At 73.2% G+C, this 24777-nt stretch carries 21 protein-coding genes; 7 read left to right on the top strand and 14 right to left on the bottom strand.

Annotated elements, in window-relative coordinates:
- Positions 1–229 precede the first annotated feature (229 nt).
- A complete protein-coding gene (locus tag H291_RS0114655; protein WP_020015760.1) occupies positions 230–682 on the top strand; it encodes a phage holin family protein in 453 nt (150 codons plus the stop codon).
- On the top strand, positions 679–1002 hold the full coding sequence (locus H291_RS0114650) for a DUF3618 domain-containing protein (protein WP_020015759.1): 324 nt from the start codon (positions 679–681) through the stop codon (positions 1000–1002). The genes H291_RS0114655 and H291_RS0114650 overlap by 4 nt, the downstream gene beginning before the upstream one ends.
- 64 nt (positions 1003–1066) lie before the next feature.
- Here the strand turns inward: H291_RS0114650 and H291_RS33390 are convergent, their stop codons facing one another.
- Positions 1067–1276 carry a BldC family transcriptional regulator gene (locus H291_RS33390; protein WP_026365760.1) on the bottom strand — a complete coding sequence of 70 codons (210 nt, stop codon included), beginning with the start codon at positions 1274–1276 and terminating at the stop codon, positions 1067–1069.
- 593 nt (positions 1277–1869) lie between these two features.
- Here H291_RS33390 and H291_RS0114640 point away from each other — a divergent pair.
- On the top strand, positions 1870–2082 hold the full coding sequence (locus H291_RS0114640) for a DUF3073 domain-containing protein (RefSeq protein ID WP_020015758.1): 213 nt from the start codon (positions 1870–1872) through the stop codon (positions 2080–2082).
- Positions 2083–2142: 60 nt separating this feature from the next.
- On the opposite strand, the gene purM is transcribed toward H291_RS0114640, so the two are convergent.
- The 10 genes from purM to H291_RS0114590 all read right to left on the bottom strand — a co-directional run bounded on the left by purM (position 2143) and on the right by H291_RS0114590 (position 18359).
- The gene (gene purM, locus H291_RS0114635) at positions 2143–3252 is read right to left on the bottom strand and encodes a phosphoribosylformylglycinamidine cyclo-ligase (protein WP_020015757.1); all 1110 of its coding nucleotides are present in this window, start codon (positions 3250–3252) and stop codon (positions 2143–2145) included.
- A gap of 37 nt (positions 3253–3289) precedes the next feature.
- On the bottom strand, positions 3290–4837 hold the full coding sequence (gene purF / locus H291_RS0114630) for an amidophosphoribosyltransferase (protein ID WP_026365759.1): 1548 nt from the start codon (positions 4835–4837) through the stop codon (positions 3290–3292).
- Between the two features lie 58 nt (positions 4838–4895).
- Positions 4896–5195, bottom strand: a complete 300-nt coding sequence (locus H291_RS32625; RefSeq protein WP_157237056.1) for a hypothetical protein — start codon at positions 5193–5195, stop codon at positions 4896–4898.
- 134 nt (positions 5196–5329) lie between these two features.
- Positions 5330–9880: an ExeM/NucH family extracellular endonuclease gene (locus H291_RS30215; protein ID WP_020015754.1), complete on the bottom strand. Its 4551-nt coding sequence runs from the start codon at positions 9878–9880 to the stop codon at positions 5330–5332.
- Positions 9881–10238: 358 nt separating this feature from the next.
- Positions 10239–10655, bottom strand: a complete 417-nt coding sequence (locus H291_RS0114615; protein ID WP_020015753.1) for a sterol carrier family protein — start codon at positions 10653–10655, stop codon at positions 10239–10241.
- Complete coding sequence (locus H291_RS0114610) at positions 10655–11098, bottom strand: hypothetical protein (RefSeq protein WP_157237054.1); 444 nt, start codon at positions 11096–11098, stop codon at positions 10655–10657. Before H291_RS0114610 ends, H291_RS0114615 begins: the two co-directional genes overlap by 1 nt.
- 25 nt (positions 11099–11123) lie before the next feature.
- Positions 11124–13934, bottom strand: a complete 2811-nt coding sequence (locus tag H291_RS34880; protein WP_084468142.1) for an RNB domain-containing ribonuclease — start codon at positions 13932–13934, stop codon at positions 11124–11126.
- Between the two features lie 48 nt (positions 13935–13982).
- Complete coding sequence (locus H291_RS0114600; RefSeq protein ID WP_157237052.1) at positions 13983–14945, bottom strand: endonuclease/exonuclease/phosphatase family protein; 963 nt, start codon at positions 14943–14945, stop codon at positions 13983–13985.
- Positions 14946–15009: 64 nt separating this feature from the next.
- Entirely contained in the window at positions 15010–17349 is a 2340-nt protein-coding gene (purL, locus tag H291_RS30205) for a phosphoribosylformylglycinamidine synthase subunit PurL (RefSeq protein WP_020015749.1), read from the bottom strand.
- 131 nt (positions 17350–17480) lie between these two features.
- Positions 17481–18359, bottom strand: a complete 879-nt coding sequence (locus H291_RS0114590) for a glycoside hydrolase family 16 protein (protein WP_020015748.1) — start codon at positions 18357–18359, stop codon at positions 17481–17483.
- A gap of 176 nt (positions 18360–18535) precedes the next feature.
- Between H291_RS0114590 and H291_RS0114585 the strand changes: the two genes are divergently transcribed.
- Positions 18536–19474, top strand: a complete 939-nt coding sequence (locus H291_RS0114585; protein ID WP_020015747.1) for an EamA family transporter — start codon at positions 18536–18538, stop codon at positions 19472–19474.
- Here H291_RS0114585 and H291_RS0114580 read toward each other — a convergent pair.
- Together H291_RS0114580 and H291_RS30200 are read right to left on the bottom strand one after the other, a co-directional pair.
- On the bottom strand, positions 19432–19989 hold the full coding sequence (locus H291_RS0114580; RefSeq protein ID WP_020015746.1) for a GNAT family N-acetyltransferase: 558 nt from the start codon (positions 19987–19989) through the stop codon (positions 19432–19434). The genes H291_RS0114585 and H291_RS0114580 overlap by 43 nt on opposite strands.
- Positions 19986–20567, bottom strand: coding sequence for a hypothetical protein (locus H291_RS30200; protein WP_198012506.1), 582 nt, complete (start codon positions 20565–20567; stop codon positions 19986–19988). The genes H291_RS0114580 and H291_RS30200 overlap by 4 nt, the downstream gene beginning before the upstream one ends.
- Positions 20568–20797: 230 nt before the next feature.
- Between H291_RS30200 and H291_RS30195 the strand changes: the two genes are divergently transcribed.
- The 3 genes from H291_RS30195 (at position 20798) to H291_RS34590 (ending at position 24046) form a co-directional block, all read left to right on the top strand.
- Positions 20798–21919 (top strand): sensor histidine kinase, encoded by a 1122-nt coding sequence (locus tag H291_RS30195; RefSeq protein ID WP_020015744.1) that lies wholly within the window; start codon positions 20798–20800, stop codon positions 21917–21919.
- Entirely contained in the window at positions 21916–22566 is a 651-nt protein-coding gene (locus H291_RS0114565; RefSeq protein ID WP_020015743.1) for a response regulator, read from the top strand. The genes H291_RS30195 and H291_RS0114565 overlap by 4 nt, the downstream gene beginning before the upstream one ends.
- A gap of 112 nt (positions 22567–22678) precedes the next feature.
- Positions 22679–24046, top strand: a complete 1368-nt coding sequence (locus tag H291_RS34590; protein ID WP_232216072.1) for a T6SS immunity protein Tdi1 domain-containing protein — start codon at positions 22679–22681, stop codon at positions 24044–24046.
- Here the strand turns inward: H291_RS34590 and H291_RS0114555 are convergent.
- Positions 24012–24701, bottom strand: coding sequence for a hypothetical protein (locus tag H291_RS0114555; RefSeq protein ID WP_157237048.1), 690 nt, complete (start codon positions 24699–24701; stop codon positions 24012–24014). The two genes, H291_RS34590 and H291_RS0114555, sit on opposite strands and share 35 nt — an antisense overlap.
- Positions 24702–24777: the final 76 nt, after the last annotated feature.

The following is a 24777-nucleotide window of genomic DNA, read 5'->3' as shown; positions in this document are numbered from 1 at the left end:
CCGGAAACCTTCCCTGGCGAGGCAACTTCCGACGCCGCTACCCAGCCGTCGCGAACACCACGCCCAGCCGCCTCCGAGGTAATTCCTTCCACCAATTTTTCATTGCCGCGTGATCCTCTTCATGCCTTTTCCTGGAAGCCACGCCGCGCCAGGAATTGCCCCATGAGCTCTTGGCCTGTTGAGTTGTCTTCAGCGGCGCAGGCCGAAACCGGCGGCACGGGAGGGGCAGATGATCGACGACGTGAAGTTCGACGACCAGACAGGACCGGCAGGAAGCACTCCCGCAGGCGCTCAAGGACCCGACAGGCCGGCCTCGCTGGGCAAGCTGGTCGAGCAGGTCTCCGAGCAGGCCTCCCGGCTCGTCCGCGCCGAGATCGCGCTCGCCAAGGCCGAGCTGGCCGAGAAGGCCAAGAAGTCCGGCATCGGTGTCGGGCTGCTCGTCGTGGCGCTCCTGATCTTCGCCTATGCCGTCGGCGTGCTGCTCCTGGCGGCCGTGTACGGCCTGGGGACGGTCTGGCCCCTCTGGTTGTCGGCACTCGCCATCGGCGGCTTCATGGTGCTCGTGGTGGCCGTCCTGGCGCTCGTCGGCGCCCAGCTCCTGAAGAAGGCCACCACCCCGCCCGAGAGCGTGCAGCGGGTCAAGGACGACATCACGTCGATCAAGGAAGGGATGCAGCGATGAGCACCGAGACACCGCAGCCCAGCAGCAGCGAGCTCGAGGCCGAGGTGCTCCGCACCCGCGCGGACCTCGCCGCCACCATCGACGAGCTCACCACCCGGCTCAGCCCGGGTTACCAGGCCTCACGCATCGCCAAGGAGGCCAAGCAGGCCGCGAGCGACGCCGGGGCGATGGCCACCGGCGCGTTCGGGCACAAGAACGGCCCGGCGCCAGATCCGCGCCGGGCCCGCAACGCCAAGGTTGTGATCGGTGCCGCCATCGGGCTCGTGGCCATCGGCACCGCTGTGGTCGTAACCGCTGTGCTCAGGCGCGCGCGGGGCTGAGCTGGGGGGCAGCACCCGGCGCGCCTTCGTCCTACTTGCCGACCAATCCGTCAACGACGTCCGACTAGTTGTCGGTGTCGCCCGAGCTGTCCGCTGCCGCACCGAGCAGCGCTCGAACCTCGGACTCCTTGTAGCGGCGGTGACCGCCAAGTGTCCGGATCGACGAGAGCTTTCCCGCTTTTGCCCAACGCGTTACTGTCTTGGGGTCAACACGGAACAAGCTCGCTACCTCGGCAGGCGTGAGCAGGACCTCGGATTCTCCGTGGATGGACATCCCCGCACCTCCTCCGGAACGGTGTCGGCCTGGCCGTACCAGGCGGTTGACGACACCCGCTCTTGCACCATTGTTAGCAGCAAACGGGATTTAGGCGACTTGGGGACGGGGTTTATTCCCTCACTTTCTCCGCCACTCGCCACGCGCGCCCGTTTCGGGCGAGTCTCGGACACGTGCGACACACGGACACCACCTTTCGGTCCACACCTCTGCACAGCCTGGTGATCACCGCGAGGCCTTGCCGGAGCAGCGATCACCCGCCCGCCAGGAGTCGGCAAAGCGTGGAATTGGCCGCCGGCAAACTCGGGGCGGCCCGTCCGGGCCAGGGCACCCCGCACGCCGTCCGGCCACCACGCCAGCCTGCTCGACATCAAGGATAAGTCAAGACATGGTCAGACACTCGGCGCAAACGGGTCGCCGCGCCCGGCCGGACGACTGGAATGTCACAGCGGCGGATGGGACGAATCACGTCCACGGACTGGAAGAAACGCTGTACCAGCATGTAACGTTGGAACCTGGACAGACGAAACGCTACGGGGCCGCACGTCCATGCACGGTGCCGCCCCGCTCCTACGTTGAGGGGGGTCGGAGCCATGGGCCGCGGCCGTCAGAAGGCTAAGCAGACCAAGGTTGCTCGCGAGCTGAAGTACTACAGCCCGGACACCAATTATCACGCCCTCGAGCAGGAGCTCAGCGGAGCCTCCCATACAGATGTTGCGACGCAGTCGCGATGGGAATCCTCGGAGGACGAGGAGTACGACAACAGGTACTCCGACTGGGCAGAGCAGGACGACAACAAGCGCTGAGGGTGCCGGCGCCTTCGCGCCGGCCCCGCGTCCGCTCCTCGGTCAGGCCCAGCCACCGCCTCAGGGGCGGTAGTCGTTCACGAGCCTGACCGCGCCGCCGGACACGCCCTTCGTCCCCGCGACCAGGTCTTCCTGTGCCGTCGAGGCGTCCAAGGTCTCCACGCTGCCCAGCGTCCATGCCGGCACGCCGAGTGCGGACAGTCGCGCCAGCGCGGCGTCGGCACCCTCTGCGCCGACCACGGCGACCATGCCGACGCCCAGGTTCAGCGTGTTCTCCAGGTCGCCCCGCGGCACGCCGCCGAGGCTCCGCACCAGCTGGAACACGGCCGGGACGTCCCAGGACGCACGGTCGACCGTGGCCACGAGACCCGTGGGGAGCACGCGCGCCAGGTTGGCCGCGAGCCCGCCACCCGTGACATGGGTGAAGGCGTGGACCTGCGCCGCCTCGTCCGCGGCCAGCGCCAGGCAGTCCGAGGCGTAGACGCGCGTGGGCTCCAGCAGCTCCTCGCCGAGGGTCCGCCCGAGCTCGTCCACGTGCCGGTCCAGCGCCCAGCCGGCCTGCTTGATCACGGCGCGCACCAGGGAGTACCCGTTGGAGTGCAGGCCGCTGGACGCCATGGCGATGAGGACGTCGCCGGGCTGGACCCGGTCCGGGCCCAGCACCTTGTCGGCCTCCACGATGCCCGTCGCGGCGCCGGCGACGTCGTACTCGTCGGGGTCCAGGAGGCCCGGGTGCTCCGCCGTCTCGCCGCCCACCAGGGCGGTGTCCGCCACCTCGCAGGCCTGCGCGATGCCGCGCACGATGTCCGCGATGCGCTCCGGGACCACCTTGCCGGTGGCGATGTAGTCGGTCATGAAGAGCGGCTTGGCGCCCATCACCACGATGTCGTCCACGACCATGCCCACCAGGTCGAACCCGATGGTGTCGTGCTTGTCCATGGCCTGCGCGATCGCGACCTTGGTGCCGACGCCGTCCGTCGACGTGGCGAGCAGCGGCGCGCGGTAGCCCTTGAACGCCGACAGGTCGTAGAGGCCGGCGAAGCCGCCCACGCCGCCGAGCACAGCGGGGCCCTGCGTGCGCCGCACGGCGTCCTTCATGAGCTCGACGGCCTTGTCGCCCGCCTCGGTGTCCACGCCTGCGGCGGCGTACGTCAGGCCTTCGGAAGTCACTGGTGCTCCTGCGTCGTTCGGGTGGTGTACGTGGGGATCACGGGTGGTCGAGCGCGGTCGAGCCGCCGGTGCTCACGGTGAGCTTCGTGAGCCCGTCCTCGGGCTGGCCGAGCGGCAGCTCCGCCTGCTCCAGCAGGTGCTTGCCCAGCTGGTCGTCCGGGGGCAGCTCGATCGGGTACTTGCCCGTGAAGCAGGCGGCGCACAGCTGCGAGCTGGGCTGCTCGGTCGCGGCGATCATGCCCTCGGTGCTGATGTAGCCGAGGCTGTCGGCGCCGAGCGACTGGCCGATCTCCTCGACCCCCAGGCCGTTCGCGATGAGCTCGGCCCGCGACGCGAAGTCGATGCCGTAGAAGCAGGGCCACTTGACCGGCGGCGACGAGATGCGCACGTGCACCTCGGCCGCGCCTGCCTCCCGCAGCATCCGGATCAGCGCGCGCTGGGTGTTGCCGCGCACGATCGAGTCGTCCACGACCACCAGGCGCTTGCCCTTGATGACCTCGCGCAGCGGGTTGAGCTTCAGGCGGATGCCGAGCTGCCGCAGCGTGTCGGACGGCTGGATGAACGTGCGGCCCACGTAGGCGTTCTTGGTGAGGCCCTGGCCGAACGGGATGCCCGACTCGGCGGCGTAGCCGACGGCGGCCGGGGTGCCGGACTCCGGCGTCGGGATCACGAGGTCGGCGTCGACGGGGTGCTCGCGCGCCAGGGTGCGGCCCATCTCGACGCGCGCGGCGTGCACGGAGCGCCCGTTGATCGTGTTGTCGGGCCGGGCCAGGTACACGTACTCGAAGACGCAGCCGGCCCGCTCGGGCTCGGCGAACCGCACCGAGCGCATGCCGTCGGCGTCGATGCAGATGAGCTCGCCGGGCTCGACGTCGCGCACGTAGGAGGCGCCGACGATGTCGAGGGCCGGGGTCTCGCTGGCGACCACCCAGCCGCGGTCGAGGCGGCCGAGCACGAGCGGGCGCACGCCCTGCGGGTCGCGCGCCGCGTACAGCGTGCTCTCGTCCATGAACACCAGGGAGAACGCGCCACGGAGGCGCGGCAGCACCTCGAGGGCCGTGGCCTCCAGCGTGTGGTCGGCGTCGCCCGCGAAGAGCGCGGTGATCAGGGCCGTGTCGGTGGTGTTGCCGCGGGCGAGCTCGCCCCTGCGCTGCGCGCCGTAGCGCTCCGCGACGAGGTTGACGAGCTCGGCCGAGTTGGTCAGGTTGCCGTTGTGGCCCAGGGCCACCGTGCCGGACGCCGTGGCGCCGAGCGTCGGCTGGGCGTTCTCCCAGGTGACCCCGCCGGTGGTGGAGTACCGGCAGTGCCCGACGGCGATGTGTCCGGTCAGGGCGTTGAGGGCGGTCTCGTCGAAGACCTGGGAGACGAGTCCCATGTCCTTGTAGACGAGGATCTGCTCACCGTTGCTGGTGGCGATGCCCGCGGACTCCTGTCCGCGGTGCTGCAGGGCGTACAGACCGAAGTACGCGAGCTTGGCGACCTCCTCGCCGGGTGCCCAGACCCCGAAGACGCCACATGCGTCCTGGGGGCCCTTCTCGCCGGGCATGAGGTCGTGGTTGAGTCGGCCATCTCCGCGCAGAGGCATGATCCGAGTATCCCACGCGGCCGGAACGAAGTTGCCAGCCGGCTCTGTGACCTCTGTGTCAGCGCCCGCGCAGGCTCCGGCGGTCCGCGATCACCGCGAACAGGCCGGCCAGCAGCGTGGTCACGGTCGTGACGAAGGCGGTCAGCACCGTGACGTACACGCCGGGCTTCATCAGCGCCGTGCCCGAGGGCGTGCTGACCAGGTAGAACGACAGCGCGAGGCCGAGGACGACCCCGACCAGCGCACCGGTCAGGAAGAACGCCTTGTACCGCGGGGCACGGCGCACGGTCGCCGGGTCGACGACGTCACGCACCTCCACGTCGTCGGAGGACTCGCGCGGTGCCTGGGTTTCACTCACCCGACCAGGGTACGCGCCGCCCGGCACCGGGACGGAACCCGGCGCGGCAGGAGCCCGGCGAAGCAGAACCGCAGCGCACCCGCGGGAGATGCGCTGCGGTTCTACCTCGCTGCGGTTCTACCTCGGCGAGGAGGTCAGCCGATCAGCTTCCAGGGGCCGTGCTTCTTGAAGCCCGGGATCTGGAGGATCGTCGGCCGGGTCGCCTCGTAGACCTTGCCCTTGTAGGACACCTGGTCGCCCCACCAGTAGAGCTTCCACGGCACCCACGCCGGAGCCTGCGGCTCCTCGGGGGTCGTGGCCTCGACGGTGATCGGCAGCCGGGCGGTGGTGCCCGACGGCGTCGCCGTCACCACGAGCTGGTACGCGCCGGCCGCGGTACCGGCCGGGACCGTGACGGTGGCCGACGTCGCGCCGTTCGTCACCGGGCTGGTGCCGAGCGAGACGCCGTCCGCGGGCTCGCCGCCGGTCGGGACCAGGAAGGTCTCGACCGAGGCGTTCTGCGGGGCGCCCAGCGAGGTCAGGTCGAGACCCGACAGGCTGACGTCCGTCGAGGCGCCCGCCTCGACCGTGCCCGGCAGGGCCCCGGCGACCGTGCGGGTGCGGGCGAAGCTCGGCGTGACCGGGGACGAGTCCTTCAGGTAGGTGATCCAGGCGTCGCGGTCCACCAGGCCCGAGTCGCGGCCGTCCGTGCCCTCGGTGAAGGCCCGGAAGTTGTCCCCGCCCGAGATCAGGAACGAGAACGTCGCGATGCGGTACTCCGCGGCGGGGTCGACAGGCTGGCCGTCGATCGTGATCGAGGAGACGTTGTCGCCCGGCGTCGCGTTCGGGTCGGCCGTGGTCACCGTGTACGACACGTTGTCCGACAGGCCCAGCGCCAGGTACGGGCGCGAGGGGCGGTTGCCGTTGGCGTCGGTCTGCCACTGCTCCTCGAGCAGCGTGTCGAGCTGTGCGCCGGTGAGCGTGATCGTCCACAGGTTGTTGACGAACGGAAGCACCGCGTTGGCCTCGGCGTAGGTGATGATCCCGTCCTCGCCGAAGTACAGCTCGTTGCGCAGGCCGCCCGGGTTGACGATGCCGATGTCGGCGCCGCCCCGCTCGTCCGCGGCGAGCGAGTCGCGCAGCGAGTTGGCCACGAGGTTGCCGAGCGCCGACTCCGACGCGCGGTCGTCCCGGTTGCCGCCGGCGTAGCCGCCGTCGGTGTAGGAGCCGCCCGAGAACGCTGTGGTGACGTCGGCCGTGACCTCGCCGATCGGCTGGGCGCCGATCTCCTCGGCCTTGGCCAGCGCGGCGTCCACGATCGAGTCGACCTCGGCGACCGCCGGGTAGGTCTCGATGAGCTCGGCCGCGGGAGTCGTGGTCCGCGCGACGTTCTCGACCTTGTAGCTCGTCACGTCGAACGACTCGGTGTCGACGGTGAGCGAGACGTGGCCCAGGAACTCGCCGTAGTTGCCGGTCTGGATGATCGGGCGGGTCTCGCCCTCCGCACCCGGCACCGGGGCGTCCCACGCGTACTGCTTGTGCGTGTGGCCCGTGAAGATGGCCGCGACGCGCGGGTCGGTCTGCTGCACCAGGTCGGCGAACGGACCGCCGGCGGCGATCTCCTCCTCCAGCGTGGCGCCGTCGGGCGTGCCCGCGCTCGCGCCGTCGTGCGCGAGGGCGACCACCACGTCCGCCTCGCCGTTGGCGGCGTCGCCGTCCAGCAGCTCGTCGGTGACGCGGTTGAGCGCCTCGACCGGGTCGCCGAACTCGAGACCCTCGATGCCCGAGGGCGTGACCAGCGTGGGGGTCTCCTCGGTGACCACGCCGACGAAGCCGACGTCGACGCCGTTCACCGGGACCACCTGGTACTCCGGCAGGGCCGGCTCGCCCGTGGCCTCGTCGTAGACGTTCGCCCCGAGGTAGTCCCAGTCGGCGGCGTCGGCGACGCGGCCGGTGAGGTCGGACATGCCCTGGTCGAACTCGTGGTTGCCCACGGCCGAGGTCTTCAGGCCGAGCGCGTTCAGCACGTCGATCGTGGGCTGGTCCTGCTGCAGCGCGGACGCGAACAGCGAGGCGCCGATGTTGTCGCCCGCCGAGACGAACGCCGTGCCCTCGGGGTTCTGCGCCCGCAGCTCCTCCACGGTGCCCGCGAAGTTCACCGTGTTGTTGTCGATGCGGCCGTGGAAGTCGTTGATGGCCACGAGGTCCAGGTCCACCGAGCCGGGCTCGGTGGTGGTGTCGCCCAGGTCCAGGCCGACCAGGACGGGGTCGTGGTCGGACGACCGGAACGGCGTCTCGTCGTACAGGATCGTCGCGTTGTAGTTGTAGCGGCTGTACTCGTTCGCCACCGGCTCGTACGCGTTGATGTTCCAGATGTCCGCACCGGACACGGCCTCGGCGGCCGCCGGGGAGGCGAGCACGTGGTCGAGCGAGCCGACCATGCCGTCGAAGTTGTAGGTGTACTCGCCGGTGGTGGGACCGAGGTCCGTGTAGCCGGCGTCGGTGAGGACCTGGATCGGGTCCTCCTGCTCGTAGGCGTTGAAGTCGCCGACCAGCAGCACCTTGTCGGTGCCGGCCGCGGTGGCCTGCTCCTCGGCGAAGGCCGCGAGCGAGGTCGCCTGGCGCGTGCGGGACTCGTTCGAGGCGCCCTGGCCGTCGCCCTGGTCCGCGTCGCCCGGCCACGGGCCGGCCGAACCCTTCGACTTGAAGTGGTTGGCGATCACGACGACGTCGTCACCGGCGTCGGCGACGCCGCCCGCGGGCTGGAACGTCTGGGCCAGCGGCTGGCGCGCGTTGCCGAACGCCTCGTCGCCCACCAGGATCGTCGAGTCGCCGACCGGCTCCGCCGTGGCGGTCCGGTAGATGAAGGCGTTGCGGATGACGTCCTCGGCGTCGGGCACCTCGGCCGGGGAGGCCGCGTAGGCCCACGTGCCGGCACCCTCGGCCGCGTTCAGGGCGTCGACCAGGTCGGACAGCGCCTGGTCGCGCTCGCCACCGAGCGAGGCCGTGTTCTCGATCTCCAGCAGGGCGACCACGTCGGCGTCCAGCGCCGAGATCGCCGCGACGATCTTGGTCTGCTGGCGCTGCAGGTCCTCCTCCTCGGCGGCGCCGCGGGCGTCGCAGCCGCCCGAGACGGTGACGGGGTCACCGGCGCGGTCGGTGTAGTAGGTGCAGCCCGTGAGCTCGTCGCCCGTGGTGGTGAAGTAGTTCAGCACGTTGAACGTGGCGACCTTCAGGTCGCCGCCCACCTCGGCGGGCGCGTCCTCGCGCGTGTTCTCGAACGTGGCCGGCTGCACGGCGTCGGCGACGTCCGGCGTCAGGTGCGACGTCGGCTGGAAGCCCCACGCGTCGAACCGGTAGTCCAGGACGACGGGACGCGTGAACGTGACGGCCGCGCCCACCCGCAGCGGCGCGCCGCCGGTCAGCCAGGGCAGCGGCTTCGACTTGTTGGCGGTCGAGTTGTAGTTCGTGGACGAGCCGTCGTCGAGCAGCACGGCGCGCGCCGCGTTGTCCGCGACCTGCGCGTCGTACTCCGCCGATCCGGGCCGCCCGGCCGTGGTGGGCTGCACCAGCGGGCTGTCGCCCGCCGCCAGCCCGACCGTGCCGTAGTAGTTGGTGTCGTAGTTGTCCGTCACCGTGAAGTCGCCCTCGGGCGCGAGCAGCATGCCCTCGAGCGCCTCGCGGCCGGCCTCGTCGGCGGGCCAGGCGGTGACGGTCGGCTCGACGGTCGCGGGCTCGTCCAGGACGGTCCAGCCGCCCGCCGACGGCGTGAGCTCCGTCAGGCCGTTGAACTCCGAGACCGTGCCGGTGACCTCCACGTGGTCACCCGCCGAGAGGTCGGCGGCGGCCGCCGCGGAGAACACGAAGACGGCGTCCGACGCGCCCGGCGTCGGGTCCTCGCCGCCGCCCGTGCCGGCGGTCTGCAGGTAGAGGCCGTTGAAGCCACCCGTCGGGTAGACGGCGGTGACGACGCCCTGCGTCGTGACCGTGTCGCCGACGAGCGGGCTGGTGTCGCCGGTGCCCTGGATCTCGGCGATCGGGATGACGTCGCCCGGCTCGGTCGGCTCCGACGGCTCCGGCTCGGGCTCCCCGCCCTCGCTGTTGGTCGGGGTCACCTCGTCGCTGAACACGAAGTCCGCGGAGTTGTCGCCCGCGTCGCCCGTGCGCTCCAGCGAGCCGACGACGCCGGTGCCCTTGCCTGCCGGGCCCTGGGCGGTCTCGAAGGTGTCGGCGGTGCCGTAGCCGAGCAGGTCGACGACGCCTGCGGCGCCCTCGGCCGGCACGGCGCCCTTGGCGGGCGTGACAGCGGTGGCCTGCGACGCGAGCGCGATCACGCCGGCCGTGCCGCTCGGGTTGAGGCTGCCGACGGCGTCGGGCGTGGGGAGCGCCTCGCCGTTGGCCGCGTTCGACCCGCCCTGGACCAGGTAGTGGCCGCCGGCGGCGATGGTGCCGCTCAGGGCGGTGAGCCCGGAGAACGACGCACCCGTCGCGGACTTGTACTGGACCGACCAGCCGTCGACACTGACGGGCTCGTCCGTCGGGTTGTAGAGCTCCACGAACTTGTTGCGGTACGGCTGGCCGGAGCTGCCGCCGACGAGGTACGCCTCGCTGATGACGACGTGCCCGGAGTCCGGGCCGTCCGCGGCGACCGCGGGAGCGGCGACGGCCGCCGTCGCGGGCACGGTGAGCGCCGCGGACAGGGCCACCGCGACCGCGGTCGTTCCACGGGGTCGGGGGTGCTGACTCGGGGACCGGAGCGTGCTGGGTCTCACGCTGACTCCTTCTGCAATAGCCGACCGAGGCCGGGGTGGAGTGCACTGCTGGTGGACGTCTTGCTCGGCGGCATCGCCGCGGCCGGGCGCGCGTCAGTTGCGCAGGCGGTCCGGCACGAGCGGCACCAACCAATCACTGCATCGTGAACCGGCGGTTACGGACGGACACCCGCCGGGAAAACTGCGGTCCCGGCGCCGGGTGAACCCGCCCGCGGCCGAGCCACGAGATCGACGCCGAGGCTAGCGGGTGCCACCGACATCCACGGTGCGGTACACGCCGACGGCGGCGGGTTCACCCGCCGGCGGCCGGGGGCTCCGGCTCGGCACCCGCCGCGGACGCCGCCCGGCGTCCGGCGGTCAGCGGCAGCAGGTGCGAGATGTCGGAGCGGTCGCCCGAGGCGCGCACCCGCCCGTCCGCGACGACGTCCGCCCAGGTCAGGGTGCCCGTGGCCAGGCCGAGCCAGGTCTCCGGGTCGGTCTCGACGACGTTCGGCGGGGTGCCGCGCGTGTGCCGCGGCCCGGCCACGGCCTGCACCGCGCCCGCGGGCGGCACGCGCACCTCCACGGAGTTCCCGGGCGCGACCTCGGCCAGCTCCTCCAGCGTGAACCGCACGGCCGTCGTCACGTCCTTGCGCTCCGCCTCGCCCCGGGCCCAGACGCCGACGGCGGCGCGCCCGGAGACCGGGTCGGTCCGGCGCCGCGGGGGCACTACCGCACCGCCAGGAAGTCGCCGAGCCGCGTCCAGCCGGACTGCTCGAGGCTCGTGAAGTCGGTGCCGGGCACCACGAACATGGCCTTGCTGGTGCCGTTCGACACCTCGGTCCCCGTCGGGTTCGGCGTCATGGTGCAGCTCGACACGCCCTCCCCAGCGGCGTCGTCGACCAGCACCAGGCAGGTGGAGGCACCCTCGTTCGCCCGTGCCGCGTAGAACGTGGCGCCGTCGTCCGCGCCGAGCCGGCGCGTGGTGTCACCGTCCACGACGACCTCGTCGAGCACCGCGTCGGGAAGCACGTCCTCGGCCTGCTGCTCCTCGTCGAACAGCGACTCCAGCTCCTGTGTCCCGTCGGACGGCGTACAGGCGGTCAGGAGGGCGGCACCGAGCACGACGGCGACCCCCGCGCGCAGCGTGGTACCTGGAACAGCACTGGTCATGGAGCCAGTATCGCGGACCGGGGCCTCAGTACCGGTAACCGTCGGGTGCCCGGCCCTCGACCGCGAGGAGGTCCGCGGCCACGACCATCGGCAGCTCCTGCGAGGACACCGACGGGTACCGGGCGACCTGCACGACGTGCGGCTGCGCACCCGTCCGCACCGTGGGCACCGGCTGCGACAGAGGCCGGCCGGCGGGGGCGTGGCGCGGCCAGGGCTCCGAGAGCGGCATCTCGTCCCGGACCTGGGGACGCACCGGGCGGCTCATCGGCGGGTACTCCGCGCGGCGTGCGCGGCGGGGGACGTCGGCGGACGCGCGCCGTGGGACGTCGGGCTGCGCGCCGTGCGGGGCGTCCGACGTCAGCGGCCGGGCCGCGGGCGGCTGCGGCTGCTGGGGCGCGGGCTGCGGGCGCGGCCGTGGGATGGGCCGGGGAACCGGGCTGGGCTGCGGGCTCGGGCTGGGTTCCGGGCTCGGGCCGGGCCGTGGGTCCGGGCTGAACCCCGGGACCGGCTCCGGGCCGAGCCGCCAGGCATCGGCATCCGGTCCGGGCGCCTGCTGCCACGTGTCCGGGCCCGCTTCCGCGGCCTGCCACGGCTCGTGGCTCGCCACCGGTTCGGGCCAGCGTTGCTGCTGCTCGCGGGGCCGGAGCTGGGCGGACGGCAGGAACTGCGGCTCGTAGCTGCGCTCGGCCTCCGACTCGAGGAGGACCTCCGACCGGAAGCGCGCCTCGGACCGCAGGAGCGCGTCGTGGTCGAGGTCCGCGCGCGGGCCGGGCTCGCCCTCGCGCCAGGCCACCTGTGCCGCGCGGCGCGTGGGCAGGGGCGCGGACCCGCTCGGTGGGAACATCGGGGCGGGGGTCTCCGGCGCCGGCGCCGGCTCGGCGTACGACTGGGCCGGCCCGGAGTAGGACGCTGCCGGTTCGGCGTACGACGGGGCAGGCGCGCCGTACGACGGCGCCGGGCCGTCCGGGATCATGCTGCCGGCAGCTCCGTCCACAGCTCTGTCCACAGGCCTGTCCACAGGCTGCGCGGTCAGCTCGTCCGCCGCCGCGGCGGCTCGGCGTGCTGCCCGCCGGCCGGACCGGCTGGGTGCGTCGACCACCCCGGCCGCGCGGCGGCCGCGGGCGGGTTCACCGGCCGCACCGGTCCCGCCGGTCGCGCCGAAGGCGCCGGCCGAGGCCGCGGCGCCCGAGCCCGAGCCCGAGCCACGCGTTCCCGTGCCACCTGTTCCCGCCGCCCCGCTCGTACCAGCGGCCCGGTTCGCACCCGCGCCGCCGGCCGTGCCGGCACCCGTGGCACCCGCGCCACCACCCGACCGGCTCCCCGCATCCCGCGACCGGCTCGCCGCGGGACCCGGGAGGCCTGCGAACGGACCGCCGAGCGTGAACGTGACCCGCCGCGCGGCGACGTCGGCCTCGGCGAGCTGGACCCGCACCTCGTCGCCGAGCGGGAGCGCCTTGCCGACCACGCGCGCCCGGACGGCCGGGTCGCGCAGCACCACCTCGCCGCGCTGCAGTTCCTTGTCCGGCTGGTCGACGTCGACCACCACGGCGTCGAACTCCTCGCCCAGGCGGTCGGCGAGGAGCGAGGCCTCGACGATGTTCACGCACTCGCGCTCGAACGAGGAGGACCGGCGGCCGGTCTCGGCCATCACGGCGGGGAGCCCGGGGAGCGCCGCCAGCACCCACTCGGGCACGGGCCGGCCCGCGGAGACCGCGAGGCAGACCTCTGTCGCGTACCGGTCCACCAGGCGGCGCAGCGGTGCGGTGACGTGCGCGTAGTCGGCGGCGATCGCGGCGTGCCGGGTGTTCTCGGGCGGCGGCACCGCGGCGCCGTCGGGCCCTCGCATGCCGAACGCGACGTACCCGGCGCCGCGGAACAGCGTGGTCGCCTCGTTGAGGAAGGCGGCGTGCTCGGGGATGCGCGAGACGAGCGTCGGGACGAGCTTGGCGTAGGGCATGCTGTCCGGCCAGTCGATGCCGAGCGCGCGGGCCGTGCGGTGCAGCCGGGCCAGGTCGCGCGGGTCGGCCTCTGGCAGGGTGCGCAGGATGCCCACGCCCGCGTCGCGCATGAGGTGGGCGGCCGCGATGCCGGTGAGCAGCGAGATCTGGGCGTTCCAGTCCTCGACCGGCAGGTTGCGCCGGAACGACAGCGTGTACGTGCCGTCCTCGCGCCGCTCCACCTCTTGCTCCGGCACGGAGAGCGAGACCCCGCCACGCGCCAGCTCCAGCGACTGCCGCAGCCGGCCGACGTCGGCCAGGAGCTGCAGCGACTCGCTCGCCGTGCCCGCGTCCAGCGTCGACTGCACCTCGGCGTACGTGAGCCGTTCGCGGCTGCGCACGAAGGCGCGCTCCAGCGCGGCGCCCTTGATGATGCCGCGCGCGTCGAGGGTGACCGTCCACAGCACGGCCGGGCGGTCCTCCTCGGGCAGCAGGCTGGCCGCGCCCTCGGACAGCACCTTCGGGTGCAGCGGGGTGCGGGCGTCGGGACCGTAGACGGTCATGCCGCGCCGGTGCGCCTCCGCGTCCAGGGCGCCGCCCGGCGTCACGAACGCGCCGACGTCCGCGATGGCGTAGTGCACCACGTAGCCCTCGCCGGACTGCTCCACGTGCACCGCCTGGTCCAGGTCCTTGGAACCGGGCGGGTCGATGGTGACGAACTCGATGTCGCGGCGGTCGGCGCGGCCCGTCGAGAAGCCGTTCTCGACCGCCGCGCGCGCCTCCTCGAGCACGTCCTGCGGGAACATCGCGGGCAGGCCGACCTCCGCGCGAAGAGCCGCGAGGGCACCACTCACGTCGTCGGTGGCGGCGGGCGCGAGGCGCATCTGACGGATCGGCACAACTGCGAACATAAGCCGGTTCCGCGATCACCGCGCGGTGTCGCTGTGCTATTCGACGACGACGGTCGCCACCAGCGCCCGGTGGTCGCTGCCGGGGACCTGCATCGCGACCACGTCGGAGACCGGCATGTCTCGCTCCACCACCACGTGGTCCAGCGCGAAGAGCGGCGGGACCCGGTTGCCCTCGGGCCACGTGACGGCGGGGCCGGCGCCCCACTCGCGGCTCGCGTCCACGAAGCGCGAGCCGAGCAGGTCCCGGAAGGTCGCGTGGTCGTAGGTGGCGTTGAAGTCGCCGGCCAGGATCTGCGGTGCGTCGTCCTCGTGGACGCGCTCCGTGAGCTCGACCAGCTCGGTGCGCCACGTGGTGATCTCGTCCGGCATCGGCGGGTACGGGTGCACCACGGTGACGCGGACGTCGGTGCCGCCCACGTCGACCAGGGCCGACGGCATCGCGAAGCTCGACCCGCGCTGCTGCTGCACGTCCGTCAGCTCGGTCGTGGCCCAGAGCCCGCTGCCCCCGGGGCTGTCCTCGGCGGGGACCGTGAAGCTGTGCGCCAGGAGCTCGTCCAGGCCCGCGTCGGTCAGCGCCTGCTCGAAGTCGGGGGTCAGCTCCTGGACCGACAGCACCTCGACGTTCTGGGACCGCACCAGGCCGACGACGCTCTCGGCGTCGGCCTGCCCGTAGAGGGCGTTCACGGTCATGACCCGCACGGTGCCGGCGTCGGCAGGGTTCGCGACCGCCGACGTCTCCGGGGGCATGTAGAAGGGCGCCGTCCAGTACAGGAAGCCCGCGAAGGAGACCCCGAGCAGCACCGTCAGCACCCAGCGGCGCGAGAACAGGGCCACGATCAGCAGCGGCAGCACCACGATCGGCGCCCACGGCGTGAACGCGACGAGCTGCGGCAGCGGCGCCACGTTGTCGAACGGGAGCGCCCTGGCCACCGCCACGAGGAGCAGGGGGATCGCGACGACCCAGAGCACGAGGGAGATGAGGCCACGGACAAATCGCACAGGCCGGACCCTATCGCTCCCCCGCCGGGCCCCGGATCAGCGTGCCGATCCGGGGCCGGGCGGCTCAGCCGAAGATGGCCGGGAGGGTCGCCTCGTAGGGCTCGCGGGCCTCGTCCAGCGGGATCTCGAACTGACCCTCGACCACCACGGCGTCGCCGCCGGTGCTGCCGAGGCGGAGCACCGGCACGCCGGCGTCCTCGGCGAGGTGGGTCAGCTCGCCCTCGTGCTCCGGGTCGACGGCGACGACCACGCGGCCGGTCGACTCCGAGAACAGGGCCACGAACGGGTCGACCTTGTCGCGGCCCGTGACACCCTCGAGCGCCACGGACGCGCCGACGCCGAACCGCAGCGAGGACTCGATCAGCGCCTGCACGAGGCCGCCCTCGGACAGGTCGTGCGCGGCGGCCGCGAGGCCCGACCGGCGGGCCTCCACGAGCACCGAGGCCAGCGCCTTCTCCGCGGCCAGGTCCACCTGCGGAGGCACGCCGCCGAGGTGCGAGTGCACGACGTCGGCCCAGGCCGAGCCGTCGAGCTCGTCCCGCGTCGTGCCGAGCAGCAGCAGGGAGAGGCCCTCGGTCTGCCAGCCGGACGAGAGCGCGGTGCTCACGTCGTCGAGCACGCCGAGCACGCCCACCACGGGGGTGGGGTGGATCGACGAGTCGATCTGGCCCGGCTCGCCCGTGCCGTTGTAGAGCGAGACGTTGCCGCCGGTGACGGGGACGCCGAGCTCCTGGCAGGCGTCCGCGAGGCCCTCGATCGCCTCGACGAGCTGCCACATCGAGTCCGGGTGCTCCGGCGAGCCGAAGTTCAGGCAGTCCGTGACGGCGAGCGGCTCGGCGCCGGTCGTGGCCACGTTGCGGTAGGCCTCCGCGAGCGCCAGCGCGGCGCCCGAGCGCGGGTCGAGCTTGCCGTAGCGGCCGTTGGCGTCGGTCGCCAGCGCCACGCCGAGCCCGGTGGACTCGTCGACGCGGACCACGCCGCCGTCGTCGGGCTGCGCGAGCGCGGTGTTGCCCTGGACGAACCGGTCGTACTGGTTGGTGACCCACGCCTTGGAGGCGAGGTTGGGCGAGGCCAGGAGCGTCAGCGCGGTCTCGCGCAGCTCCTCGCCCGACGCCGGGCGGGCCAGGCCCGCGGCCGTCGTCGAGTCGGCCTGCAGGCCGTCCTGCCACTCGGGACGCGCGTAGGGCCGCTCGTAGACGGGGCCCTCGTGCGCGACGGTCTTGGGGTCGACGTCCACGATCCGCTGGCCGTGGTGGTCGATGGTGAGGCGGCCGGAGTCGTTGACCTCGCCGATGACGGCGGTCTCGACCTCCCACTTGCCCGTGATGGCGAGGAACGCGTCGAGCTGGTCGGGCCGGACGACGGCCATCATGCGCTCCTGCGACTCCGACATGAGGATCTCGCCGGCGTTCAGCGTGGGGTCGCGCAGCAGCACGTCGTCGAGGTCGACGTGCATGCCGCCGTCGCCGTTGGAGGCCAGCTCGGAGGTGGCGCAGGAGATGCCCGCGGCGCCGAGGTCCTGGATGCCCTCCACGACCTTGGCCGAGAACAGCTCGAGGCAGCACTCGATGAGCACCTTCTCCATGAAGGGGTCGCCCACCTGCACCGACGGGCGCTTGGCGGGGACGCCGTCCTCGAAGGTCTCCGAGGCCAGGATGGAGGCGCCGCCGATGCCGTCGCCGCCCGTGCGGGCGCCGAACAGCACGACCTTGTTGCCGAGGCCGGTGGCGTTGGCGAGGTGGATGTCCTCGTGGCGCAGCACGCCGAGGCACAGCGCGTTCACCAGCGGGTTGCCCTGGTAGGAGCCGTCGAAGACGAGCTCGCCGCCGATGTTGGGCAGGCCGAGGGAGTTGCCGTAGCCGCCCACGCCCGAGACGACGCCGTGCACGACGCGCGCGGTGTCGGGGTGGTCGACGGCGCCGAAGCGCAGCTGGTCCATGACCGCCACGGGGCGGGCGCCCATCGAGATGATGTCGCGGACGATGCCGCCGACGCCGGTCGCGGCGCCCTGGTAGGGCTCGACGAACGACGGGTGGTTGTGCGACTCGACCTTGAAGGTGACGGCCCAGCCGTCGCCGATGTCGACGACGCCGGCGTTCTCACCGATGCCGACGAGGAGGTGCTCCTTCATCTCGTCGGTCACCTTCTCGCCGAACTTGCTCAGGTGCACCTTCGACGACTTGTACGAGCAGTGCTCGCTCCACATCACGGAGTACATCGCGAGCTCGGCCGCGGTGGGGCGGCGGCCCAGGATGTCCTTGATGCGCTGGTACTCGTCCTCCTTGAGTCCGAGCTCGCCGTACGGCTGCACCTCGTCAGGGGTGGCGGCGGCGGCCTCGACCGTGTCCAGTGACGGAACGGCGGGAGTCGGGCGGGAGGGTGCCTGGGACGCGGGCGCGGTCATGTAGTTCCTCGCGTGCGGGGTAGGTTTCTGGGCGCCGGAGCGCCCCGCCAGTCTACGACGTGGGCCCGCCACCACGTGTCAGACGTACAGGTCCCTCCTGTGACCTGTACGTCTGACACGTGTCGGGGTGGTCAGCCCTGGTCGTAGACCCGGACGTAGTCGACGACCATCTGCTGCGGGAACTGGGTGGTGCCGTCGGGGTAGCCGGGCCAGTTGCCGCCCACCGCGACGTTCAGCAGCATGAAGAACGGCTGGTCGAAGACCCACTGGTTGCCGCCGACGTCGGCGGTGGAGCGGGTCTGGTAGACGTTCCCGTCGACCGACCAGGTGATGCGGCCGGGCTCGCGGTCCACCGCGAACGTGTGGAAGTCGTCGGCGAAGGACCAGCCCTGCGGGTGCGTGTACGCCGCGCCGATCCCGCTGCCGCCGGAGTAGCCGGGGCCGTGGATGGTGCCGTGCACCATGTGCGGCTCGAAGCCGACGTTCTCCATGATGTCGATCTCGCCGGAGTTGGGCCACGGCACGCCGGAGTCGATCTGGCCGCCGAGCATCCAGAAGGCGGGCCAGATGCCCTGCCCGCGCGGGATCTTGATGCGGGCCTCGACGCGGCCGTAGGTGGGCTCCACCTTGCCCGCGGTGGTCAGGCGCGCCGACGTGTAGCCGCCGTTCCCGTCCTGGCGGGCCGTGATGACGAGGTTGCCGTTCCCGTCCAGGGCCGAGTTGTCCCGCGAGCTCGTGTAGTTCTGGAGCTCGTTGTTGCCCCAGCCGCCGGCGCCGGTCTCCTGGTTCCAGTTGGCCGGGTTCGGCGCGCTGCCCGCGGCGCCGTCGAACTCGTCCGACCAGGTCAGGGCGCCCACCGCGGCGGATGCCTCCGACGCGGACGGGGCCGAGCCGCCGTCGGGCGCGTGCTGGGTGGCCGCGGACGCGACGAGCGAGGCGGACAGGACGAGGGCCGCGGCGGCCGCCGCCGTGACCGTGGTGCGGGTCGTGCGGAATCTGGTGCTACGCATCGGACGCTCCTTCGCGAACGTGTGTCTCCCGTTGCCCGCGACGCTAATTTCACCCGCTCGGTGGAACAAGATCGGGAAAGTACGTAGTCACACCGTCGTCACCGTTCAGCGGCGCTGAACAATCGGCCAGTGATACGCGATGGACGTACCGCGTCGGAGCGCCCGACGATGACGCCATGCCCCTGCGCCACTCGCTCCTCGCCGTGCTCGTCATGGTCATCTGGGGCACCAACTTCCTCGCGATCGACATCGGCGTGGACGACGTGCCGCCGGTGCTCTTCCTCGCGATCCGGTTCGTGGTGGTGCTCGTCCCGGCGATCTTCCTGGTCCCCCGGCCCGCCGTGCCGATGAAGGACGTGCTCGTGGTGGGGCTGTTCCTCAGCCTCGGCCAGTTCGCGCTGATGTACACCGCGATCTGGCTGGACATGCCGCCGGGCCTCGCCTCGCTCGTGCTCCAGGCGCAGGTGGTGCTCACCGTCCTGTTCGCGAGCGTCGCCCTGCGCGAGCGCCCGACGACGCCGCAGCTCGTCGGCGTGCTGCTCGGCGCCGTCGGCCTGGTGATCGTGGGCCTCGGCCGGTCCGCCGCGACGCCGGGGCTCGCGTTCCTGCTCACGCTCGGCGCCGCGGCGTCCTGGGCGACGGGCAACGTGATCGTGCGGCGGCTGGGGACCGTGACGCAGGCGAGCGGGACCCTGCCGACGCCGCTGGCCGGCCTGTCCATGACCGTGTGGTCGGCGCTGGTCGTGCCGGTGCCGATGTTCGCGCTGGCGCTCGTGCTGGACGGGCCGGCCGCCGTCGGCCACTCGCTGACGCACCCGACCTGGGCCGCCGTGCTGTCCACCCTGTACACCGCGTGGCTCGCGAGCCTGGTGGGCTACGGCATCTGGAACACGCTGCTGGCGCGCCACCGGGCGAGCGCGGTGGTGCCCTTCACCATGCTCGTGCCCGTGTTCGGCATGACGGCGGCCTGGCTCGCGCAGGGCGAGGTGCCGAACGCGGCAGAGGTGGGCGGCGGGCTGCTGCTCCTGCTCGGCGTGGCGATCACGTCGGGGCTGCTGCGCCCGCCGCGCCGCTACAGCTCCAGCTCCAGCTCCAGCTCCAGCTCCAGCACGTAGCAGAGCAGGTCGACACCGGGCACCGGCGTCCAGTCGCGGGCGGGGTCGCGCACGAAGCCGAGCCGCTCGTAGAGCCGGTGCGAGCCGTGCGCGATCGTGTTGGTCGAGAGCACGACCCGCCGCGTCCCCGGGGCGCCGTCGCGGGCGGCCCGCGCCAGGCACTCCCGCATCAGCGCGGACCCCGCGCCCCGGCCCTGCGCGTCCGGCGCGACGCCGAGCATGCGGATCTCGGCCTCGCCGTCCCCGGCGATGTCGGCCATGGGCCCGCCGCGCGGCACGAAGGTCACCCCGCCCACCACCACGCCGTCGTCCAGCGCCGCGATGATCTCGGCCGTGCCCGCCCGGCCGGCGACGTCGCGCAGGACGCCCGCGTAGAAGGCGGAGTCGGGCGCGGCGAGCTGCCCGTCGGCGGCGAAGGCCGCCTCGACGATCTTGCCGATCGCGTCGTACTCGGTGGGGTCCGCGTCGCGTACCCGGAGGCCGCTCCCTGCGGCGGCCGCTCCCTCGGTGCTCATGCGGAAACGGTAGGCCGAGCCTCTGACACCCCGGGACGCGCCGCCCCGCGAGGAGCGCGCCCGGCAGCCCGCCGCACCCGCCCCCACGGCTTGTAGACCGACAGCACGGTGGCCACCGCGAGCGCCGTGAGCGACACCGTCGGCGGGTACACCAGGAACGAGATGTCGGTGGCCGGCACCTGGCCGGCCTCGATCGCGCCGCCGGCCGCGCCGACGTCGGCCATGCCGGGCCGGAGCGCCACCAGGATGAGCGTGCACAGCACGAGGTTCATGACGAGCTTGACCGCCACCCACCAGTACCGCAGGAGGCCCCACTTCGTCGCGAGGCCGAGCAGCAGGCCGGTGGCGAGGCAGACCAGGGCCGCGACGAGCATGGGAGTCACCACGAACTGCGCGAGGGCGCGCAGGGCGAGCCCGCGCACCGCGTCGGAGCCGCCGCCCAGCCCGATCCCGGCGAGCACGGCGACGAGCACGTCGATGCCGATCCACGCGCCGCCGGACACGATGTGCAGGGTCAGCACGGCCTTGCGGGCGCGCGGCGGCAGGTTCACGGCGGTCTTCGTCCGGTCTCGTCCCACGGTTCCCGTCCTTCCCGGGGCGCCCGGCCGGCGCCCTCGTTCCCAGCGTCCCGGGCCGGGCCTGGGCGGGGATCGGCCGCGGGGCGACACCCGTCCTGCGCCGCCGGGCGGCGCCTCGCGGGGCCGGCTACGTCCCCGGACGTAGTCCGGGCTACGCCGCGCAGGGGGTGACGGGGCGGACGCCGTCGGACACAGTGGGTTCGTCGGACCGACGGAGCGGAGGTGAGCGGATGGGCAGGCTGCGCCCGGAGGACGTGGGCGTCAGCGCCGTGCTGGTGGCGCTCGTGCTCGTGAGCATGCCGTTCCTGGACGGCTCGTCCCCGCTGGACCGGCCGGTCGACGCGCTCGGGTACGCGCTGGCGCTCGTCGCCGCGGCCGGCACGCTGTTCCGCACCCGCTGGCCGGTGCCCGTGCTGGGCGTGGTCACGGTCGCGACCGTCGGCTACCTGCTGCTCGCCTACCCGTACGGGCCGGTGATGCTGTGCCTCGCGGTGGCGGTCTACTCCCTGGCCCGACGGCGCCCGCTCCGGCCCGCCCTGGTCTACGCGGCGGGCACGCTCGTGCTCCTGGTGCTGCCCGTGTTCACGCACCCGGCCGGGCTCGGCGTGCCGGCCGGGCTGGTGCCCACGAGCGCCTTCGTGGCGGTGCCGTTCAGCATCGGCGTGGCCCGGCGCACGTGGGACGAGGCGCGGTCGGCGAGCCGCGCCGCCGCCGAGCAGCAGGCCCGCGACGACGAGCGGCTACGGCTCGCGCACGAGGTGCACGACGTGGTGGGGCACGGCCTGGCGGCGATCCAGATGCAGGCCGACATCGCGCTCCACCTGGGCCGGCCGGACGACGCCCAGGCCGCCCTGGAGGCGATCTCGAGAGCCGCGAACGAGGCCCTGACCGAGCTGCGCACCACGCTCGCGGACATCCGCCCCGGCGGCGGCCCCGGCGGGAACTCCGGCGGTGGGCCCGACCGCGCGCCGACGGCGGGACTCGCGAACCTGGAGGTGCTCGCCGAGCGGGTCCGGTCCGCCGGGGTCGCGGTGGACCTCCGGGTCACGGGCACGCCGCGGCCCCTGCCCGACGCCGTCGACCTGGCCGCGTACCGGGTGCTCCAGGAGTCGCTGACCAACGTGGTCAAGCACGGGGCGGGCGCCGCGGCGCGCGTCGAGGTGGCGTACGAGCCGGACGCCGTACGGCTTGCGGTGCGCAACCCGCGCTCGCCCGACGGCGGGTTCGTGGCCGGGTTCGGCATCACCGGGATGCGGCACCGGGTCGAGTCCCTGGGCGGGCGGCTGGACGCCGGGCCCGTCGACGAGTCGTTCGAGGTGCGGGCGGCGCTGCCCGCAGGAGGTGTCGCATGATCTCGGTGCTGCTGGTGGACGACCAGGACCTGGTCCGGATGGGGCTGCGGGCCCTGATCTCGGGCGAGGCGGACACGACGGTAGCGGGCGAGGCGGCCGACGGGATCGCGGCCGTGGCCGAGGCCCGGCGCGTACGGCCCGACGTGGTGCTCATGGACATCCGGATGCCGGGCATCGACGGCATCGAGGCCACGCGGCGCATCGCCGAGGACCCGGACCTCACCGCGACCCGGGTGATCGTGCTGACGACGTTCGAGCACGACCAGTACGTGGTGGACGGCCTGCGGGCCGGGGCCAGCGGGTTCCTGCTCAAGAACACGCCGCCCGCGGACCTCGTGGCGGCGATCCGCACGGTGCACGACGGCGGTGCGCTGCTCGCGCCGTCGGCCACCCGGACCCTGATCCGGGAGTTCACGGCGGCGTCCCCGCGCGCGCTGGAGCCGCACCCGCGCATCGGTGACCTGACGGACCGCGAGCGCGAGGTGGTCGGCCTCGTGGCGCAGGGCATGAGCAACCAGGAGATCGCCGAGGAGCTGGTGCTCAGCCCGGCCACGGCCCGGACGCACGTGTCGCGCGCGATGATCAAGCTGTCGGCCCGCGACCGGGCCCAGCTGGTGGTGTTCGCCTACCAGTCCGGGCTCGCCTGAGCCGTCCGGCAGGGGTGGCCGGCGCGGGTGAAACCAACCCGGCCGTCAAGGGTGAAACAAAGATGTCACGTAGGGGTTCCCGACGTTTACCCGAAAGTGGTTTCATTCGGACATGAAGCTGCTCCGGACTTTCCCGAAGGTTGCCTTCGAGTTCGGGCTGGCCTCGTGGCGCTGGATGGGGCTCCGTGAGCAGACCCCGCGGTTCGCCACCTGTTTCGGCGACATCTTCCTGGAGTCGCTGGACGGCTGGTGGTTCCTGGACACGGTCGAGGGCACGCTGGAGCTCCGCTGGAACTCGGCGGTGACCATGTACGCGGAGCTGGAGTCGCCCGAGGGACGTGCCACGTACCTCATGGACGACCTGGTCCGCGAGGCCCGCGGCCGCGGCATGGTGCTGGGCGAGGAGGACGTCTACACGTTCAACCCGCACCCCGCGGTGGGCGGCGAGCTGGGCGTGGACGGCCTGAGCACCATGCGCTTCGAGCTCGCCCTGAACTGGGTGGGCCAGATGCACGACAGCGTGCTGCACGGCTCCGGCGAGATCCGGCTGCCCCCGCTGCCCGACGGCGGCCGCCGCGCCGCGGCCGCTCCCGTCAACGAACCCCTGGACTCGGCCTGGGCGCACGACGAGACCTTCGACGTCCCGTTCGAGCAGTACCTGGCCACGACGACCTTCGCGGCGGTCTCGGCGCCGCGCCGGACCGACGACCGCTACCCGTCGCTGCCGCCGTCGCCCCGCAGGGAGGACCCGCTCGGGCAGCCGCTGTACGGCGCACAGGACTACGGGACGTCGTCGTTCGGCAGCGGATCCCTGGACACCCCCGGCTACGTCAGCCCGGGTTACGGCGGCGGCGCGCTGGAACCCGGAGGCGCGCCGGGAGGCGGCGGCCGGCCGGGCGCCGGCAGCAGGCCGCGCGCCGGCGGCCGGCACGGCGGCGCGCCGGCCGAGGACACCCCGGCCGGTGGCGACCAGCTCGGCAGCGACCAGCTCGGCAGCAGCCAGCTCGGGGGCAGCCGGTATGGCGGGAGCGGTCCGGCAGGCCCTGCCCCCGCCTACGAGACGCCTGGCGCGCCGGAGCTGCCCTGGTCGCAGGAGACCGTCCCCGCGCAGTCCCCCTGGTCAGGACAGACCGAGGCCGCGCAGCCCTGGCTCGAGCCGCACCAGGCAGCGCAGCCGGCCACCCCGCCCGGGGGCTACGACGCCGCCCCGTACGACCAGGCCTACCCGGCCGCTCCCGAGCCGTACGGCGCGACAACCCAGGCCCCCGAGCAGCCCGCGCAGTACGACCAGCAGCCCTGGGCCCAGCACGGAGCCGCTCAGGACCCCGCGCCCGACCCGTTCGGCCAGCCTGCTCCCGTGTGGGACGCGCCGGCCTGGGGCGGCCAGCCCCAGGCCCCCGCCGGCGGCGGAGGCCACCAGCAGGCCCCGCACACAGAGGAAGCCTTCACGGCATGGGACGACCTGTGGGGTAGGCGCTGACCCGCTGACGCCGGGACCGGTCCGCGACCTGCGGCTCCGGCCTGCGCGCCGGTGGTTCCGCCCGGTGCACCGGTGGGTCGGCCCGCCGGCCCGGACGCAGCCGCCGCTCACGCTCGGCCCGCGCGACGAGGCTCAGCTCGCCGGGGGTCGTGGTGCGCGCGTGCTTGAGCAGGCGGGTCTCCAGCGCCACCCGGCTGCCCCGCCGCAGGCCGTCGGTGTACCCGAGGATGGTCTGCGCGTGGGCGTGCGTGATGTGCCCGCCGCGCAGCGCCGCGAGCGTGCGCGGGTGCTCGTGCACCAGCGCCCGCGACTCCTCGATGAGCGCGACCGCCGAGCCCTCGGGCACCCGCAGCGCCTTGGCGAGCCGCTCGACGAGCTCGGGCGCCAGGCCGGCGAGATCGTCCGCCTCGACCTCGGGGGCGTCGAACAGTTCGGGCTGGTCGGCCACCCACTCCCGGACGGATTCCATCAGCACGGCGCGGGACGCCGCGAGCGAGGAGAGCAGGGAGTCGATCGCCGCGACGGCGTCGACCGCCTCCGAAAGGTCCGCGAAACCGCTCGCGAACCCCGACTCGCGCGGCACGGCTGCACCACGCGGAGACTGGCCCGGTACGTCGACCGGACCGCGAGCCACCAGCACCTTGTTCGAACGCATGTTCTAACTGTAGGGGGTGAGGTCGGCGCGCGCCACCCGGCACGCCGATCCCTGACCGCCCGCCCGGCACCCGGCG

The sequence above is a fragment of the Promicromonospora sukumoe 327MFSha3.1 genome, assembly GCF_000385135.1.
Taxonomy (GTDB): domain Bacteria; phylum Actinomycetota; class Actinomycetes; order Actinomycetales; family Cellulomonadaceae; genus Promicromonospora; species Promicromonospora sukumoe_B.
The sequence above is the reverse complement of the archived record's forward strand: the minus strand, read 5'-3'. Positions and strand labels throughout refer to the sequence as shown.

Excerpts from the sequence above, each read along its gene's own strand:
- H291_RS0114640 (WP_020015758.1), top strand. The coding sequence starts at position 1,870 with ATGGGCCGCGGCCGTCAGAAGGCTAAGCAGACCAAGGTTGCTCGCGAG.
- H291_RS0114610 (WP_157237054.1), bottom strand. The coding sequence starts at position 11,098 with ATGACCAGTGCTGTTCCAGGTACCACGCTGCGCGCGGGGGTCGCCGTC.
- H291_RS33390 (WP_026365760.1), bottom strand. The coding sequence starts at position 1,276 with ATGTCCATCCACGGAGAATCCGAGGTCCTGCTCACGCCTGCCGAGGTA.
- H291_RS0114655 (WP_020015760.1), top strand. The coding sequence starts at position 230 with ATGATCGACGACGTGAAGTTCGACGACCAGACAGGACCGGCAGGAAGC.
- purL (WP_020015749.1), bottom strand. The coding sequence starts at position 17,349 with ATGACCGCGCCCGCGTCCCAGGCACCCTCCCGCCCGACTCCCGCCGTT.
- H291_RS0114585 (WP_020015747.1), top strand. The coding sequence starts at position 18,536 with ATGCCCCTGCGCCACTCGCTCCTCGCCGTGCTCGTCATGGTCATCTGG.
- H291_RS34590 (WP_232216072.1), top strand. The coding sequence starts at position 22,679 with ATGAAGCTGCTCCGGACTTTCCCGAAGGTTGCCTTCGAGTTCGGGCTG.
- H291_RS0114650 (WP_020015759.1), top strand. The coding sequence starts at position 679 with ATGAGCACCGAGACACCGCAGCCCAGCAGCAGCGAGCTCGAGGCCGAG.
- purF (WP_026365759.1), bottom strand. The coding sequence starts at position 4,837 with ATGCCTCTGCGCGGAGATGGCCGACTCAACCACGACCTCATGCCCGGC.
- H291_RS0114580 (WP_020015746.1), bottom strand. The coding sequence starts at position 19,989 with ATGAGCACCGAGGGAGCGGCCGCCGCAGGGAGCGGCCTCCGGGTACGC.
- H291_RS30195 (WP_020015744.1), top strand. The coding sequence starts at position 20,798 with ATGGGCAGGCTGCGCCCGGAGGACGTGGGCGTCAGCGCCGTGCTGGTG.
- H291_RS0114555 (WP_157237048.1), bottom strand. The coding sequence starts at position 24,701 with ATGCGTTCGAACAAGGTGCTGGTGGCTCGCGGTCCGGTCGACGTACCG.
- H291_RS0114565 (WP_020015743.1), top strand. The coding sequence starts at position 21,916 with ATGATCTCGGTGCTGCTGGTGGACGACCAGGACCTGGTCCGGATGGGG.
- H291_RS0114590 (WP_020015748.1), bottom strand. The coding sequence starts at position 18,359 with ATGCGTAGCACCAGATTCCGCACGACCCGCACCACGGTCACGGCGGCG.